General features: G+C 40.9%; 15 protein-coding genes. 1 reads left to right on the forward strand and 14 read right to left on the reverse strand.

Annotation, left to right across the window (positions count from 1 at the left end):
- The first annotated feature begins 290 nt into the window (after window positions 1–290).
- Window positions 291–1,001, forward strand: coding sequence for a sulfate transporter CysZ (gene cysZ / locus BIZ38_RS20945; protein ID WP_206004105.1), 711 nt, complete (start codon window positions 291–293; stop codon window positions 999–1,001).
- Window positions 1,002–1,025: 24 nt separating this feature from the next.
- On the opposite strand, the gene BIZ38_RS20950 is transcribed toward cysZ, so the two are convergent.
- The 14 genes from BIZ38_RS20950 to hemA form a co-directional block, all read right to left on the reverse strand.
- On the reverse strand, window positions 1,026–1,526 hold the full coding sequence (locus tag BIZ38_RS20950) for a hypothetical protein (RefSeq protein ID WP_187491208.1): 501 nt from the start codon (window positions 1,524–1,526) through the stop codon (window positions 1,026–1,028).
- Window positions 1,526–5,101, reverse strand: a complete 3,576-nt coding sequence (locus tag BIZ38_RS20955; protein WP_187491209.1) for a PKD domain-containing protein — start codon at window positions 5,099–5,101, stop codon at window positions 1,526–1,528. Before BIZ38_RS20955 ends, BIZ38_RS20950 begins: the two co-directional genes overlap by 1 nt.
- Before the next feature lie 16 nt (window positions 5,102–5,117).
- Entirely contained in the window at window positions 5,118–6,203 is a 1,086-nt protein-coding gene (rlmM, locus tag BIZ38_RS20960) for a 23S rRNA (cytidine(2498)-2'-O)-methyltransferase RlmM (RefSeq protein WP_138602676.1), read from the reverse strand.
- A gap of 9 nt (window positions 6,204–6,212) precedes the next feature.
- Window positions 6,213–6,581 carry a DUF423 domain-containing protein gene (locus BIZ38_RS20965; protein WP_187491210.1) on the reverse strand — a complete coding sequence of 123 codons (369 nt, stop codon included), beginning with the start codon at window positions 6,579–6,581 and terminating at the stop codon, window positions 6,213–6,215.
- Complete coding sequence (locus BIZ38_RS20970; protein ID WP_187491211.1) at window positions 6,578–7,222, reverse strand: alpha/beta family hydrolase; 645 nt, start codon at window positions 7,220–7,222, stop codon at window positions 6,578–6,580. The genes BIZ38_RS20965 and BIZ38_RS20970 overlap by 4 nt, the downstream gene beginning before the upstream one ends.
- 1 nt (window position 7,223) lies before the next feature.
- Entirely contained in the window at window positions 7,224–8,120 is an 897-nt protein-coding gene (locus BIZ38_RS20975; RefSeq protein WP_063706073.1) for a transcriptional regulator GcvA, read from the reverse strand.
- A gap of 116 nt (window positions 8,121–8,236) precedes the next feature.
- Window positions 8,237–9,091, reverse strand: coding sequence for a 3-deoxy-8-phosphooctulonate synthase (gene kdsA / locus BIZ38_RS20980; protein ID WP_054561809.1), 855 nt, complete (start codon window positions 9,089–9,091; stop codon window positions 8,237–8,239).
- 9 nt (window positions 9,092–9,100) lie between these two features.
- Window positions 9,101–10,354: a DUF819 domain-containing protein gene (locus tag BIZ38_RS20985; RefSeq protein WP_166338933.1), complete on the reverse strand. Its 1,254-nt coding sequence runs from the start codon at window positions 10,352–10,354 to the stop codon at window positions 9,101–9,103.
- A gap of 15 nt (window positions 10,355–10,369) precedes the next feature.
- Window positions 10,370–11,197: a tetratricopeptide repeat protein gene (locus BIZ38_RS20990; RefSeq protein ID WP_054551644.1), complete on the reverse strand. Its 828-nt coding sequence runs from the start codon at window positions 11,195–11,197 to the stop codon at window positions 10,370–10,372.
- A 132-nt stretch (window positions 11,198–11,329) separates the two neighbouring features.
- Window positions 11,330–11,704, reverse strand: coding sequence for a SirB2 family protein (locus BIZ38_RS20995; protein ID WP_187491212.1), 375 nt, complete (start codon window positions 11,702–11,704; stop codon window positions 11,330–11,332).
- Window positions 11,705–11,725: 21 nt separating this feature from the next.
- Complete coding sequence (locus BIZ38_RS21000; RefSeq protein ID WP_054551646.1) at window positions 11,726–13,264, reverse strand: response regulator; 1,539 nt, start codon at window positions 13,262–13,264, stop codon at window positions 11,726–11,728.
- Window positions 13,265–13,309: 45 nt separating this feature from the next.
- Window positions 13,310–14,152, reverse strand: coding sequence for a peptide chain release factor N(5)-glutamine methyltransferase (gene prmC, locus BIZ38_RS21005; protein WP_138602682.1), 843 nt, complete (start codon window positions 14,150–14,152; stop codon window positions 13,310–13,312).
- A gap of 2 nt (window positions 14,153–14,154) precedes the next feature.
- A complete protein-coding gene (gene prfA, locus BIZ38_RS21010) occupies window positions 14,155–15,240 on the reverse strand; it encodes a peptide chain release factor 1 (protein ID WP_187491213.1) in 1,086 nt (361 codons plus the stop codon).
- A 7-nt stretch (window positions 15,241–15,247) separates the two neighbouring features.
- Window positions 15,248–16,504: a glutamyl-tRNA reductase gene (gene hemA / locus BIZ38_RS21015; protein WP_054551649.1), complete on the reverse strand. Its 1,257-nt coding sequence runs from the start codon at window positions 16,502–16,504 to the stop codon at window positions 15,248–15,250.
- Between the last annotated feature and the right edge of the window lie 172 nt (window positions 16,505–16,676).

The raw sequence follows: 16,676 nt of genomic DNA on the forward strand, positions 1-16,676 counted from the left end.
CGTCTAACACAGCGAGATACACAGTGATAATATTTGGTGTTCGACAAACAGATTTGCCGCTTCCTTGCTAAAGCCATCGTCCACTCCTTGAACTGATAATCTGAAATGCATTAGCTGTAATTAAAGTGTAGACAAAGTTTTCTGTGCCGCAAGAGCAATAAATACAGTGACTGTCCATGTAAAGAGTTAAACACTTTGTTACGGAAAAAAGCTGTTCAAATATCGTCAAAACCCTATACTGCAAACAACAAGAAATAAGATGAGGTTTTCTCGTGCAGTTCACTCAAGGTATGGAATACTTCTTTTCTGGCTTTAAGTTAATTAGCCAAAAAGGGTTGAAACGTTTTGTACTTATTCCTTTATTAATCAATATTCTGCTTTTTGGTAGTTCGCTGTTCTTTTTGTATGGCTGGCTCACCGATGGCTTTGCTTACATGAACTCGTTATTACCAGAATGGCTTAGCTGGCTCGAGTGGCTAATGTGGCCAATTGCTGTGCTGGTGATTTTATTTAGTTACAGTATGCTCTTCACAGTTATAACAAACTTTATAGCAGCCCCATTTAACGGCCTACTCAGTGAAAAAGTCGAGCTTTATCTCACTGGGCAAAAAATTAATGACGATAGTCTTTTCGATACAATGAAAGATGTGCCACGTATGTTAGGTCGAGAATGGACAAAACTTTGCTATTACCTGCCGCGCGCTATAGGCTTTTTTATCTTACTGTGGATTTTACCTGTGATCGGTCAAGTTTTATGGGTGTTATTCACTTGCTGGATGTATGCAGTGCAATATGAAGACTATGCGTTCGATAACCATAAAATTAGTTTTAACGAAATGAAAAATGACTTAAAGCAAAAGCAAACATTATCTTATGGCTTTGGTTTAGCTGTCATGATTTTAACTGCTATCCCATTCGTAAACCTAATTGTTATGCCCGTTGCTGTTTGCGGTGGCACACGGTTATGGGTTGAAAACTATCGAAGCCAATATCGAAGTTAAAATGTTTGAAAAGCCAGTAGAAAACTATTGGCTTTTCAATACACTATAATTTAATTTAACTGGTAAAGGATCTGATAACTCGGTGCCAAAGCGAGGTTCATCAAATTGACTAATAACCACCGTAAATCTTTCTTCCCCCATATTGAGTATAAATGGGGCCCCTATCTTTGCTAGCTCTGAAATTTGTTTGTGTTTATTTTCTAATAAAATAGTGCCTGAACCTTTGTTTTTAACTAAAAGTACATGTGCGTTATTCCCTAAAACAATCCTAGCTTGATGTGATTCGCGATATTCAGCCCGCCATTGCCCTCTTTGGTATAGAGTGTATATGATTGAGATCCCATCGGGTTCAACGATACGTCCCTCTTGAATTTTACAATGTTGGCAACCAATTACTGAGCCTGATTTCCAGTTTACTGGTTGCCCATCATAATTTAATCTAGATGACATATGCCATTGAGGTTCAACATCTGGTGTGCATGCAACACAACATATCAACATAAAAAATATAACCAGATACTTCACTACTTAATCCCTTGCTTTTCTCTAGCAGCTTTAATTTCACTAAGAAGTTTTAAAGGTGGCGCTTGCTCTTCAATCATTCGTTGTTGTATATGCTTCGACACATCCTTTTGATCGCTATCTTGCTGATGAACACCGAAGCGATTGCCAGAGAACAAGGTATAAAAACGAAGTTCAATCAAACTCCACTCATCAACATCATTTAGCACTGTTACGGCGGTATCATCATTCGTATCTTGGCTTAGAGTTTCAGTCAAATCAGCATTACAATTAAAATCTACAGCAGCAGAGCCGGGATACCTTAAACCATTAGCCTCTATTATATTATTTTCGTCTATGGAACTTCCGAGTCCATGCGAATAAGACATTACAAAATTTTCAGGAGAGTCAAATGGGCTATTAGTCAAATCCGCAGTTTGTACGGCACAATTGGCATTCTCACGATAGCGACTCGAATAATAGCGATCTCCCTCATTATTCCCTATCGTTGGTAACCCTCTCAACTGATAAAGGTAATTCATAATACTCAAATGATTTGGTTTATAGTTTGTACTTTCATCACCACCATGCTCTAAACCTAAATTATGGCCAAGCTCATGCATTATCGTTGATGCTTGGTAGTTGAAGGTTAAATTTCGAGATATTTCGTTATCAAGTGATAACCCCCAATTCCCCATACTTATCATCAAATCATTACCACTTAATTCAGCAACCCCTGAAGAACCCGCACTGCCATCAATGTTTCGACTATTAGCCATTAACATATAATGAAATATCGGCTTACGTCTCATGTCAAAGTTTGCCATTTTATAATGAAACAAACTCTCAACACCTTGGTTAAAGTTATAAGGTGTATATTGTCTAAAGGTTACTTGATCACCCCCACCTAAATCATGATCTTGTACAGATATTCCCCCTGCTTGGTGGTACAAATCCCCCACATCAAAGTGAACAACAATACCTTGCTCAGCGAACGAGCTTACCACTTTTTCCAATGCTGTTTGGTGCGGTATTATTCCCGCATCACTGCTATCCATATAATCCACTTCAATAAAGATATCTTTTTGATTAACTCTAGCTCCCCAAGCATGCAGAGGTAGTCCAGAAAAAGTTGACCCAGGGAGTTCTGAACAGTCAGGAATACCATCTTCATCACTGTCATCTTCGCAGCTAACATCATTAACACCCGCCGGTGTCGTAAATTGGCTATAGTGCCAATCAGATGATGAATTAGTATCTGTGTTATCTATATCTCTTTTAATACTTGAGCCAGTTACATTAGAAATGACAGGTGCTGAGCCTGTTTGCCATTGTCCTGCCGTCAGAGGCTCAGTAGCGTCATTGCCAAATCGAACAAAATCCACAGTGCTTCCCGAGTCACGCGTTAGCAATTCAACAAATCCATTCAAAAACCAATAAGGGCGAACCGTTGAGTCAATATCACCAATAAAAGCGATAGATTTATTTTGCTCAGTTGTATCGTAAAATAATTGATCACCAAAACCACTATGAACTATGAGATATTCCTCAGGAGCAATCACTTGGTCAGGCAAATTAAAAATTGTTGCGGCCGAAATACTATTATCAGAACTGTCACGACTTTTTACTCGTACACTGTAATCAGCTAAATTAACACTACTATCGGTTCCGTTATAAAGTTCAAACCAAGGCGTGTCGTTGCTAAAACGAATAGCGACAACCTCAGTTATCTTTAAATCATTACTTCCAGTTGTAAAAGTAGAAACTACTTGGGCTAAAGCAGGTGTATCAGCAAAATTAACTAAGTCTTCGGTTAATCTTAACGCATATTCTGTTGCTTGATTAAAAGCAGCTGTAAACTCAATATTGTTAAAATATTCATTGTCATTTCCTTGTGGTCCCGTCATCTCTAATGAGTCGATTGCTAAGCAAGTTTCAAAATTATCAGCTGATAATTGCACACTTCCCTCACATACACCATTGGCGCTATTAACAACTAAACTCGATGACTTCATCACATCAGACATCGATAACATAACTCGAGCATTTACACTCACAGAAGAGGCTGCATCTTCAGGGCTTACATTTACAACAGTGGCTGCACTAGTATCTGTAATTGTCACGCTCACTGTCGCTTGGGCACTCTGAGTTCCATCCGATACAGTTACAGTAAAAGGCGCTTGCGATATGCTATTTGATGCAGGTTGATAAAGATAACGAAAAGTTGTTGCATCAACTAAAGTGATACTCGCCCCAGCTAACTGCTGAGAAAAACTAATAGTTAACTCATCCCCATCAATATCACTCGCGTCAATAGTAAATTCACTACTTTCATTAAACTCTGTAGTAATAGCAATATCAGACACTGTGGGTGGTTTATTAACATGAATGATCATAAATGTGAGGCTTGCTGAAGATATTGCTCCTTGATCATCTACCGCAGTGATCCGAAATATCACCTCGGTATTTTCAGACACTTCTGGCGCTGTGAAAGTAATAGTTTCGCCATTTTGCACAAAATCTACTGATGGTCCACTTAACTGCTGCCACTCAATATCAGCTATAACCCCGTCGCTGTCTGTAACAACCACAGAGACAGAAGCTTGCGTTAACTCAGTAATATCAGCAATCGCATCGAAGGTAATGACAGGCGCAAGATTTATGTAATTTTCAACCACAACACTAAATTCTGCAGAGCTTGTAGCTCCATCATCATCAGTTGCTGTTACTTGGAAGGTAATTTCATCATTTGTTTCTACTTCAGGGGCCGTATAATTTATTAAATTATCAGTTGCAGTAAATTCGGTAATCGGGCCTAAAGTTTGCACCCAACTATAGCTAATAATACTACCATCACTGTCTGTTGCCGTAGCTGTTAATACTCCTTCAGCCCCTTCTTGAATATTTTGCGAACCAGTTATACTCACTGATGGAGCACTGTTTGCGCTTACATCTATAGTAAAAAGCGCCGTGCTTTGTTCACCAAAACTATCAGTAACTGTCACCGAAAAAACAAGCTGAGTTAAGGTTGCAACATTTGGTGTGGTAAAAGTAATTGTGCTCGATCCATTTTCAAACTCTACATCTGGACCAGCCGTTTGCTGCCAATCATAACTAATAACCTCTCCATCAGAATCTGAGGCATTTGCACTAAGAGAAATATTGTTACTAGAAGAGGATATCTGAGGACCAGCAACCGATATTGTCGGGGCTTGATTAACATTAATAATGGTAATAGTGATACTGGTTGTAGCTGTTGCGCCTTGATTATCAGTAACGCGCAAAGAAAATGAGACATCTGTGTCAGTATCTACTGCAGGAATTGATACATTGATTTGTTGACCGTTTGCTGCAAAATCGATAGAAGGGCCACCAGTTTGCTGCCAAGAAAAGTCGGCTATAGAACCATCACTATCGTTGGCTGACGCACTTAATAAAAGTGTTGCCAGCTCATTGACCTCAGTATCACCAGAAATACTTACTTGTGGCGCTTGGTTCTCAGCATTATTAGACTCTTCACTCCCCCCGCCGCCTCCACAAGCTGATAAAAAAATGGAAAATAAAATACTAAGCCCAAGTAACTTTATTCTATTCTCCATTTTTAAGCCCTCGCGATTAACTGTATAAACTTTGTGGCACCTTAGTTACATTTAAATGAACCGTGACCTCTTCGCGGTCATGGTATAAGTGCTTAGCTTGTAGTTCGTAACTTACGCCATATTTATCAAGCTCTTCTTTAATCATTTTTAAACACTCGTAAACGCTATCAAAACGTTTTTTCATCGGTAGTTTAAGATTAAAAATAAGCTCTTTTGCGTAGGCGTTCACCGCCCAATCAATCATAAGGTTAGTCACTTTTGCTGGCTTTTCCACCATGTCACAGACTAACCATTGGATATTGCGCTTTTCTGGACGGTATTTAAAACCATCGACCCTAAAGTGCTTAACTTGCCCTGTTTCCATCAAGTCATCGTTCATAGGACCATTATCAATTGCGCTTACAAACATACCTCGGCGCACCAATTGATATGTCCAGCCCCCTGGGCAAGCACCTAAATCAACGCCTCGCATGCCAGGTTGCATACGTTCTTCAGCTTCATGAGGTGGAATAAACACGTTAAAGGCTTCATCGAGTTTTAACGTTGAGCGGCTCGGCGCATCACTCGGCATACGTAAACGCGGGATACCCATAAAGAAAGGCGAATTATTGAATGTATATGAATAGCCAACATAAGCACTGTCGTTTGCTAAAAATAACACATGCATAACAGGTTTTTTCTCAGCAATTTCGCGTGTTACCTTCGAGCGCTTTTCAAGCGATTTTTTCAGAGGTGTAGAAATCTTTTTGCAGAACTTACTTAGCTCTTTACCTTCGTTGGTATCTGGCGTTTCTACGCGTAGGTCACCACATTCAGGAAACTCAGCGGCAGCATCAACAATAGCACTAACGCGGTCTTCAAGTGGCATGTTATCGACTAAGGCGCCAGTAAACCATTGGCGAGCAAATACCATATTTTTGAAATCGACTTTTTTGATGATTTCTTCACCGTGGCTTGCATCAAAACATTCGTAAACAACAATGCCCGTATTTGGTTTTGTTTTTACGTAACCAGCAAAGCCTTGTTCAGCAGCCTGAAAAGTAATTTCAGCAGCGGCATCATTTTCAAAACCACTGCGACAATAAATAACTACACTCGACATAGATAACCCTTAAAACTTATATCGTGCTGCTTGAACTAACAAAATAGCCCAACCAATAATAAAACAAACACCGCCAATTGGGGTGATAGGCCCAAGCCACTTCATGCCCGTTAGTGCGAGTAAATACAAACTACCGCTAAATAACACGGTACCTGCGATAAAAAATCCACCAGCCCAGCTTAAGTTCATGCCCCATTTAATTAAGATAGTAATTGCTATCAGTGCAAGGCCATGCACCATTTGGTATTCAGCAGCGGTTTTAAAAATTCCAATTGCGTACTCAGAAACGCGGCTTTTTAAACCATGAGCAGCAAATGCGCCAAGCATTACTGAAAGCATGCAAAATAAGCTACCAATCATTAAATAGAGTTTGATCATTGCGTATCTCCAGCCGCTAAATTCAAAATAAACAGCGCTGCATAATCTGCAGCTAGCTGTAAGTTTTCTTGCTCTGTAATGCCACTTTTTTTACGTGGTTTTAATGAGTGGTCACCATCTTTTAGAAATTTAATCTCGGGTGGGTTAACCATTTCAAGTTCAGCGAGTTCTTGCTGATCACCAAACGTATCGCGCTCACCTTGCAGCACTAAAAATGGGCATGGCATATCAACAAAATGATCTATACGCAGTTTATCGGGTTTACCCGGTGGGTGAAACGGATAGCCAAAAGCCACAACACCTGCAATTTGAGCTTGGTCTTGCTCAGTATAAAGCATCGAAGCCATACGCCCACCCATAGATTTACCCCCAATAAATAGCGGCAATTCTGGCTGGCGCTCGGCTAAAACTTCACCAAAGTAGGCAAGTAACTTAGGAGCACGATCGGGTGGTCTACGCTTGCCTGTTTCTTTTGCAATTTGCATATACTGAAAATCAAACAAGGCTACATCAATCCCATGCTGACTAATCAAGTTAGCCATTGTTTGCATAAACTCAGAATCACTGCCTGCCCCTGCACCATGGGCAAATATAAACTGTGCACGCGCCTTGCCCGTTGTACTTTTAAACCACTGTAACATGTTAATACTCTTGTTCTTGTTCAACTAAGCTCAGCATCCAGTCTTTGAAAGACACTATTTTGCCAAGCTCTGTTTGCGATTCGCGGATCACTAAATAGTATGCATTTTTACTTTCTAATGAGTGATTAAATGGAATAACTAGACGACCCGCATCAATATCAGGTTTTGCTAAAACGCTATTACCAATGGCAACCCCCTGTCCATGCACCGCGGCTTGCAATACCATTGATGAGTGACTAAAAATCGGCCCTTGGTTAACTTGTACATTACGCACACCAGCCGTTTTCATCCAGGTTTTCCAGTTTTTACGGGTGGTATCATGCAATAAGGTATGATTTGCTAAATCACTGGGTTGATTAAGTGGTTTAGGGCCCGTTAACAGCAATGGGCTACATAACGGCACTAGATATTCAGTATGCAGCTTATATGTCTGTACCCCACTCCAGTGGCCACGACCATAATAAATAGCAATATCTACATCGTCAGAAAGTGAGTTTTCATCCTGATCTTGTGCTTTAATTCGCACGTCGATTTCTGGATGTAATTCATTAAATAAACTAAGTCTAGGTACTAACCATTGAATCGCAAAACTTGGCGTTAAACTTACCGTGAGTGACCCTTTCGCACCGCGGGCTAGCAGTTTTTCTGTGGCATCAATCAGCTGAGTAAAAATTTCTTTTATATCTAAAAAGTAACCTTGCCCTTCTTCGGTTAACAGCAAAGAACGATTCTTACGTAAAAACAGCTTTAACCCTAAATGCTCTTCAAGGGTTTTAATTTGATGGCTCACCGCAGCCTGCGTTACATATAGCTCTTCTGCTGCTTTGGTAAAGCTCAAATGGCGGGCAGCGGCTTCGAAAGCTTTTAGTGCATTTAAAGGAGGTAAACGACGAGACATAAACACCAAACTTAGAATTAGTTTTTCTTATGCGTCGATTATAGCGATACAAATAAAAAAAGGCGACCATGGTCGCCTTTTTCATACTTAAATACTTAAATACTTATATACTTAAATTATAAATCGCTTGCGCTGGTATCGAGTGGTGCAAAGCTCTTAACTAAGTCATCAACCGCTTTCATTTGCGATAAATAACCTTCTAGCTTGCTTAGTGCGAGAGCACATGGGCCGTCACATTTTGCTTCATTCGGATTAGGGTGCGCTTCAATGAATAGACCCGCAATACCTAATGCCATGCCACTGCGAGCAAGTTCTGCAGCTTGTGCACGGCGACCATCTGCAGAGTCAGCTCGGCCTCCTGGGCGTTGTAATGCGTGCGTTGCATCAAAGATAACCGGCGCCATAGGCTTCATGTCATCCATACCAAGCATATCAACCACAAGGTTGTTATAACCAAAACTAGTACCACGCTCACACAGTGCAACATTGTTGTTGCCCGCTTCATTAAACTTTTTAATGATATGACGCATTTCGTGTGGAGCTAAAAACTGTGGCTTTTTCACATTGATAATAGCGCCAGTTTTTGCCATGGCTACAACTAAGTCAGTTTGACGAGCAAGGAATGCCGGTAACTGAATTACATCAACCACTTCAGCCACAGGCGCAGCTTGATGCGGCTCATGTACGTCGGTGATCAGTGGCACATTGAAAGTAGATTTAATTTCTTCAAAGATTTTTAAACCTTCTTCCATACCAGGGCCTCGGTATGAATTAATTGAAGAGCGATTCGCTTTATCAAAAGACGCTTTAAAAACGTATGGAATGTTTAGCTTTGATGTAACTTCTACATAATGCTCCGCAATTCGCATCGCTAAATCACGTGATTCAAGTACGTTCATACCGCCAAACAATACAAATGGTTTGTCGTTGGCTAATTCAATCTCGTTAATTTTAATTAACTGGTTGTTCATTTCTATTCCTTAAGGTGCAACAGCTTGTAGCATTAATCCACAAATATAAGCCATGTAAGTACCAACACCATAGCCTAAAACAGCAAGTAAAACACCTACTGGCGCAAGTGATGGGTGGAATGCTGATGCAACAACAGGTGCTGATGCTGCGCCGCCTACATTGGCCTGAGAGCCTACCGCCATATAAAACAGTGGTGCTTTAATTAGTTTCGCCACAATAAGCATTAAGCTTGCGTGAGTAATCATCCAAATAACACCGAGTACGAAGTACATTGGTGAATCAAAAATCGCGGTAATATTCATGTGTAAGCCAATTGAAGCAACAAGAATATATAAAAAGCTTGATGCTACTTTTGACGCACCAAAAGCTTCAATATGGCGAACTTTAGTAAACGATAAACTAATACCAATTGTGGTAGAGATAACGATTAACCAGAAGAATTTACTGTTTAAACTATACTCTTGTGCCCACGGGAAGTTAGCCCCAAAAAACGGACCTAAAAAGTCAGCACAAAAATGTGCAAGACCAGTAATACCAAAGGCAATTGCGATAATCGTCATGTAATCATTTAGAGTTGGCATGCGCGCATGCTCAGCATGATACTTTTCTACGCGCTCTTTTAAATCTTCAATTGCACGCGTATCTGCGCCTGTTTTAGCATCAATCGCCTTATGGTTTGCTGCCATTAATAACAGTACGGCCATCCATAAGTTAGCCACAATCACATCAACTGTCACCATTGCAGAGAAGATATCGCCGCCTACTTCAAACATTTCTTTCATTGAAGCTTGGTTTGCGCCGCCACCAATCCAGCTACCGGCGATAGTCGTCATACCACGCCACACTGCGTCAGGGCCATGGCCCCCCACCGCTTCTGGGTAAACTGCGCTCATTACTAAGATAGCCAAAGGGCCACCAATAACAATACCCAAGGTACCTGTTAAAAACATGACTAATGCTTTTGGCCCAAGGTTTAGGATCGCTTTTAAATCAATACTGATGGTAAGCAAGATTAAGCAAGCTGGCAGTAAATAGCGTGACGCTACAAAATATACATTCGAAGAATGACCATCAACAATCCCAAAAGTATTGAGTAATGATGGTAAAAAGTAGCAAAGCAATAATGCTGGTACATATTTATAAAATTTTTGGCAGGCAGCATTATTACTGTGCGAGGTTTTAAAAATAAACCCCAAAATAACGGCAAGCAAACCAAGTACGACTGCGTCATTGGTAATTAGCGCACTGTGGGCGTCAGTCATAAATGTTCCTTTAAATTAGTGGTGTGTATTATTGTTGTCTTCTATTTCAGCTATCTGGTGCTGAATTAATTCGATAGCGGGATCATCTGGGCACTCATTAATAAAGTACTGCAAATCATCACGCGCCATTTTTGGGCAATCTAGCTGATTAAGTAAATAGCCGCGGTCACGACGCTCATAAGGGTCATCACCAAGTAATTCCATCAGCATATCAACACAATGCAATGCATGACCAAATTTACTTTCGCTGATGAACGACCATTTTTGCTGTGCTAGATACAGCTTATAAAGCTCTTCTTCAAAAATCAGTTCAAGCGGTTCTTGCTCATCGCCATTTTCTTCACAGGCATTCTCAGGTGTTATATACCAGCTCTGCTGACCTGTGCTTGGCTCAATTAAATAGCCCTCTTCATCACTCATCCCAACGTGAACGTGCACGTCTCCCTGACTAAGTGTGACCGTGGCATCAAGTTCAGCATGCTGTAATAAATGACAAAGTAAAATTGCCAGCGTGGTTTGCGTGCCACTGCGCATAGTAATGGTATAGCTAAAGCTATTTAACGTGTACTCTGGCACTTTTAAGCTTGATGAGCTAAACAGCCATTGCTGATAAAAGGTATCAAGTAACTTATCGAGACGCTCATGTGGCTCTTTTAATTCGGCGCAAAGAGCTGTTACCGTATTTTCAAGCTCATTAAGGGTGTCATAACAGGCTGTTAAATCAGCTTGTTGATCCCACTTTAATTCAGCGTCGATACAACGATAAAGCACTTTAGAAGAAAATGCGTCAAAGGCCTCATCTTGATAGGATTCATTTTGATCTTCAAACCAAGGGGTGGTCATTTATACTGCTACATCTCTTTCAAAAACGAACAGCTAGTTTACCTACTTTTGCTTTAAGTTACCAATACTGAGCGTTGAGATATAAAAAAGCGGTACGACAGCCAATGCAATCAAATACCGCTCAGAGATTTGTTATAAAAGAAGTGCTGTTTTTGCAGATGCTAAATAACCAATTGCTAATAAAATAAGCGTGGTGATCGCAAGTAATACAAGCTTCGCGCTATTTGCACTTTGCTTAGCGGCAACCACACCGAGTACAATATAAGCAACCACTAAGATTATCTTTTCTAATAACCAAGATTGTTCAAGCGGGTTAAAACCGGCCATTACAATTAATGCCACTGCAGAAATAAGTAATAAGGTGTCGATACTGTGGCTGCCAATAAACACCGCTTTGTTTTTTGCCAGAACGCTCGTCTTTAGGCGAGAGAAAGAACGAACGTAGAATAAGATAATACTCAACACGGCAAATAACATGTGAGTATGTTTTACTGCTAAATAATCCATATGCCCCTAATTTTATTTTAATTAATCTGGATAACGTACAAGTACGTCTTCTATTTCTTTAATTCGCTGATTAAACACATCAATCAACTTTGGATCAAATTGTTTGCCCTGTTGCGCGTTAATTTCTTTCACAACATCGTCAAGCGACCACGGCTCTTTGTAGCAGCGCTTATGACGTAGTGCATCAAATACATCAGCTAAAGCAACGATGCGACCTGCAATAGGGATGTCTTCGCCTTTCAACCCTTTCGGGTAGCCTGAACCATCCCAACGCTCATGGTGTGACAACGCAATCACTGCGCCAGTATTAACAATGTCACGATTGGAGTCTTTTAAAATTAAATGACCTTTTTCAGCATGAAGTTGCATGATAGCCCACTCTTCATCGGTCAATGGCCCCGGCTTATTTAATATAGCGTCGGGAATACCTACTTTACCCACATCATGCAATGGCGCAGCTAAGCGAATAAGCTCTGCTTCGCGTTTTGATAGACCATAGCCCATGGCAAGTTCATAACAAATGTGCGACACACGCTTTACATGGTTACCTGTTTCTGTTGAACGTTGCTCTAACGCTTCACTGAGCCTAAATACTAACTCTTGTTGTGTTGCTTCGATTTCAGATTGTAACTGTACATTTTCATACGCCAGCTGCACATTTTGCGAAAAGATTTCAATCAAGTGACGCTGAGTGTCGGTTAAATGCTTAGGGATACCTGAAATAAACAACATGGAATTATGATTATATTCACTACTGCAATAGGCAAATAAATAGTTCTCACGATAAACAATGGTTTTTTCATTTAAGGCTTGCTGACAGGCTTGAAGCTGATCGTGACTTAACACCTCTTCAATCGCCTTGCCTTCACTGCGTTCAAACTCACCTCGGCCCGAAAACACCACTAGCTTCTTTTGGTTATCTTGCGGGTTACTCGCAACTAAACTGGTTGCATACATGGCCTGATCAACGGTTCCTAATAATGAGGTAAGTTGTTGCATCACCCCTTCAATAAAGCTTTCAAGAGAATGAGTCGAAAAAATGTCTCGCGATGCTTTAATAATTTTTTCAAGGCCTTGACGAGATTGTTCTATCGACAAAATATCACGATATGAACGCAAGCTCGACATCACTACTGTGAACAGTTTTTGTGCTGTTAATTCAGTTTTTGATTTGTAGTCATTGATATCGTAATTAACGATGACCTGACGCTCTGGTGCTTGCCCAGGCTGACCAGTGCGAAGAATGATACGAATATGATTATTTTTTGCGGTTTCACGAATAAACTTGGCAACTTTAAGGCCGGCATCGTCGGTTTCCATAACCACATCGAGTAGTACGATAGCCGCATCTGGATGCTCTTGAATTACCTGCTTAGCTTCTTCACCTGAATAAGCGCTAATAAACTCTAAACGTTTATCTTGAAATTCAAAGTCACTCAACGCAAGCTTTGTTACGGCATGTACTTCTGGCTCGTCATCAACGACGATGACTTTCCAACTACCCTGAACCACCTCATTTACTTCATCAAGTGCTTCATCCGAAAACAAAAAATCATCCATTCTATGGGATCCTCAAAGGCTATGTACGCACAGTGCGCTTTATTGTTACTTAGGCCATTGTGCTAACGTTACACGGTCATTACCGCCAAGATCTTTAATTGTAAGTATATGGCTATACGACATTTGTGCAAAAAATTCTTGTACCTTCACACTTTGTTTGTAGCCATGTTCAATTAAAAGATAGCCATTTGTTGCTAAATAGTCACGTGCGATAGTAATAATTTGTTTAATATCAGCCATACCGTCGTCATCTGCAACTAATGCAGAGAGCGGCTCAAAGCGAACATCGCCTTGGCTTAAATGCTCATCATCATGTTCAATATACGGAGGATTGCTAACAATTAGGTCAAACTTTTGTGTACTTACAGCACTAAACCAATTGCTCAAGGCAAAAGTGGCGTTGTTAATATTGAGTCGTTGTTTGTTCTCTTTGGCAAGCTCAACTGCATCAGCCACTCTATCAACCCCTATCACCTGCCAATTAGGCATTTCACTGGCTAATGCCAAAGCAATTGCCCCTGTGCCAGTGCCTAAATCAAGCACGTTTGCAGCCGTAGGTAGCTCAAGGCCTAAGGCATATTCTACTAACGTTTCGGTATCAGGTCTTGGGATCAGGGTTGTTGGATTAACCTTTAAAGGAAGACTCCAAAATTCACGAAAGCCAACAATATGAGCAACTGGTTCACCATTTAAACGACGCTGACATGCTTGTTCAAAATCACGTTGTTGCTGTTCGGTAAGTTGTTTTTCGGGCCAAGTAAATAAGTAACTACGAGGTTTATCAAGAATGGATAATAACAGGACTTGTGCGTCTAACTTAGCACTGTCGCTGCTAGGCGTTAATAACGCCGTTGCAGCAACAATTGCTTGTTCAATGCATTGTGGCACGATTATTCATCGCCCATCGCGGCAAGTAAGTCAGCTTGGTGTTCTTGCATTAGAGGTTCGATAACACTTCCTAAATCACCAGCAACCACTTCATTCAAACGATAAAGTGTTAAATTAATACGGTGATCGGTAATACGACCTTGCGGGTAGTTATAAGTACGAATACGCTCAGAACGGTCACCGCTACCTACTAGGTTACGACGTTCTGACGCTTCCGCCGCTTGACGCTTTTCATCTTCAGCTTGTTGTAAGCGTGCGCCAAGTACAGACATCGCTTTGGCACGGTTTTTATGCTGTGAACGCTCATCCTGACACTCTACAACCACACCCGTTGGAATGTGTGTAATACGGATTGCTGAGTCAGTTTTATTTACGTGCTGACCACCGGCACCCGATGCACGGAAGGTATCAACTTTAATATCAGCAGGGTTAATTTCAATTGCTTCCGCTTCAGGAATTTCTGCCATAACAGCTACCGTACACGCTGAGGTATGAACACGGCCTTGCGATTCTGTCTCTGGAACACGTTGTACACGGTGCGCACCTGATTCAAACTTAAGCTGACCATACACGCCTTCACCAGAGATATGCGCAATGACTTCTTTATAACCGCCGTGCTCTCCTTCGTTAGTACTTACTACCTCTACTTTCCACTTTTTAGTTTCAGCGTAGCGGCTGTACATACGGAATAAGTCACCTGCGAAGATAGCAGCTTCATCACCACCAGTACCGGCACGAACCTCTAAATAGACGTTATTATTGTCTTTAGGGTCTTTTGGTAACATTAGAATTTGGATTTCATCTTCTAATGCAATAACTTGTGCTTTTGCTTCTTTGTATTCTTCTTGCGCCATTTCACGCATATCAGGATCAGAGTCTTTTAACATTTCTTCTGCTGTAGCAACATCATCTTGGGCTTGTTGGTAAGCTAAAAATGCTTTTACGATTTCTTCTAATTCTGAGTATTCTTTAGATAAGGCACGAAAGCGATTTTGGTCGCTGATCACAGAGGGGTCGCTTAGTAGCGCTTGCACTTCCTCATAACGCTCAACTAAGGTTTCTAATTTTCTATAAACAGACTCTTTCATTTAACGACTATTCCTGATCAATACCTAACATTTTCTTTAATTGGCTTAACTCCGCTGCTTCACCTTTTTTAGCAGCATCTTGAATGGCACGGGTAGGTGCGTGCATCAAGCGGTTGGTCAGTTTGTTTGCCAACTCGAGTATTACTTTTTCTGCCTCTTTGCCTGCTTGTAGCTGGCCAAGGGCTTTTTCGACAAGTTCTGACTTTATATCTTGTACATCGTTGCGATAGTGGCGAATAAGATCCACCGAATCGAGTGAACGCAACCACATAGCAAATTCATCGGTACGTGAGCGAATAATAGCTTGCGCTTGCTCCGCAGCCTGCTCACGGGCGGCGATATTCTCGCTTACTATGGCTTGTAAGTCATCAACTGAATACAAATAGGCAGCATCTAATTCGCCTACTTGGCTTTCGATATCACGCGGTACCGCGATATCGATAAATAACATTGGTTTGTGGCGGCGCTTTTTCAACGCTTGCTCTACCACCCCTTTACCGATAATAGGCAAGGTACTGGCGGTTGAACTAATAACAATATCGGCGTCGTGTAAACGCTCAGGTAACTGGGCAAGTGCAATCACATCCGCGTCAACCTCACTCGCTAAGGTTTTAGCGCGTTCAATAGTACGGTTTGCCACCGTGATTTTTTGCGGATCGTTTTGGTATAAGTGCTTAGCAACGAGTTCAATCGTTTCACCTGCACCAATTAGCAGTACATTGGTTTTATCTAGTTTGCCGTAAATATGTTTTGCAAGATTAACCGCGGCATAAGCAACAGATACAGCACTGGCACCGATGTCAGTTTCGGTACGAACTTGTTTTGCCACTGAAAATGTTTTTTGAAACAAACGGTCAAAAGTTACACCAATGGCATCGTGAGTTTTTGCATTATGGTAGGCTTGTTTTATTTGCCCTAAAATTTGCGGCTCACCAAGTACTAACGAATCTAGACCACAAGACACCCGCATTAAGTGATTAATTGCTTCGTGATCTTCATGATAATAGATATTATTGCTCAGTTCATGTTCATCCAATCCATGGAAACTGGCTAACCAGTGCAACAGGGTTTGGGAATTACGCTCAGCAAGGCTACAATAGATTTCAGTTCGGTTGCAGGTCGAAACAATAACCGCTTCATTAAAATGCGCATGACCACTTAATTGCTGTAACGCCTCAGACATTTGCTCAGGCGAAAACGCGACTTTTTCGCGTAATTCTACGGATGCGGTTTTGTGATTTATACCAAGTGCTACGATGGTCATATGTACCAAATATTGCTAAGCCCAGCTGTAAAGGCATTAATTTTACCAAAAATCAGCGGAATATGGAAAGTAAGGAACGACATTTGATTAAACAATATTTGATTTTATTCATGTTTTTTTTATTTATCGGCGGTTGTGCGCAAAAAATTTCAACAGTTGATTACATTTATCC

It is taken from the genome of Pseudoalteromonas sp. BZK2 (genome assembly GCF_014349195.1).
Taxonomy (GTDB): Bacteria; Pseudomonadota; Gammaproteobacteria; order Enterobacterales; family Alteromonadaceae; genus Pseudoalteromonas; species Pseudoalteromonas simplex.

What these genes read in the sequence shown, in the direction of transcription:
- cysZ (WP_206004105.1), top strand. Translation starts at nt 291, where the DNA reads ATGGAATACTTCTTTTCTGGCTTTAAGTTAATTAGCCAAAAAGGGTTG.
- BIZ38_RS20955 (WP_187491209.1), bottom strand. Translation starts at nt 5,101, where the DNA reads ATGGAGAATAGAATAAAGTTACTTGGGCTTAGTATTTTATTTTCCATT.
- rlmM (WP_138602676.1), bottom strand. Translation starts at nt 6,203, where the DNA reads ATGTCGAGTGTAGTTATTTATTGTCGCAGTGGTTTTGAAAATGATGCC.
- BIZ38_RS20965 (WP_187491210.1), bottom strand. Translation starts at nt 6,581, where the DNA reads ATGATCAAACTCTATTTAATGATTGGTAGCTTATTTTGCATGCTTTCA.
- BIZ38_RS20970 (WP_187491211.1), bottom strand. Translation starts at nt 7,222, where the DNA reads ATGTTACAGTGGTTTAAAAGTACAACGGGCAAGGCGCGTGCACAGTTT.
- BIZ38_RS20975 (WP_063706073.1), bottom strand. Translation starts at nt 8,120, where the DNA reads ATGTCTCGTCGTTTACCTCCTTTAAATGCACTAAAAGCTTTCGAAGCC.
- kdsA (WP_054561809.1), bottom strand. Translation starts at nt 9,091, where the DNA reads ATGAACAACCAGTTAATTAAAATTAACGAGATTGAATTAGCCAACGAC.
- BIZ38_RS20985 (WP_166338933.1), bottom strand. Translation starts at nt 10,354, where the DNA reads ATGACTGACGCCCACAGTGCGCTAATTACCAATGACGCAGTCGTACTT.
- BIZ38_RS20990 (WP_054551644.1), bottom strand. Translation starts at nt 11,197, where the DNA reads ATGACCACCCCTTGGTTTGAAGATCAAAATGAATCCTATCAAGATGAG.
- BIZ38_RS20995 (WP_187491212.1), bottom strand. Translation starts at nt 11,704, where the DNA reads ATGGATTATTTAGCAGTAAAACATACTCACATGTTATTTGCCGTGTTG.
- BIZ38_RS21000 (WP_054551646.1), bottom strand. Translation starts at nt 13,264, where the DNA reads ATGGATGATTTTTTGTTTTCGGATGAAGCACTTGATGAAGTAAATGAG.
- prfA (WP_187491213.1), bottom strand. Translation starts at nt 15,240, where the DNA reads ATGAAAGAGTCTGTTTATAGAAAATTAGAAACCTTAGTTGAGCGTTAT.
- hemA (WP_054551649.1), bottom strand. Translation starts at nt 16,504, where the DNA reads ATGACCATCGTAGCACTTGGTATAAATCACAAAACCGCATCCGTAGAA.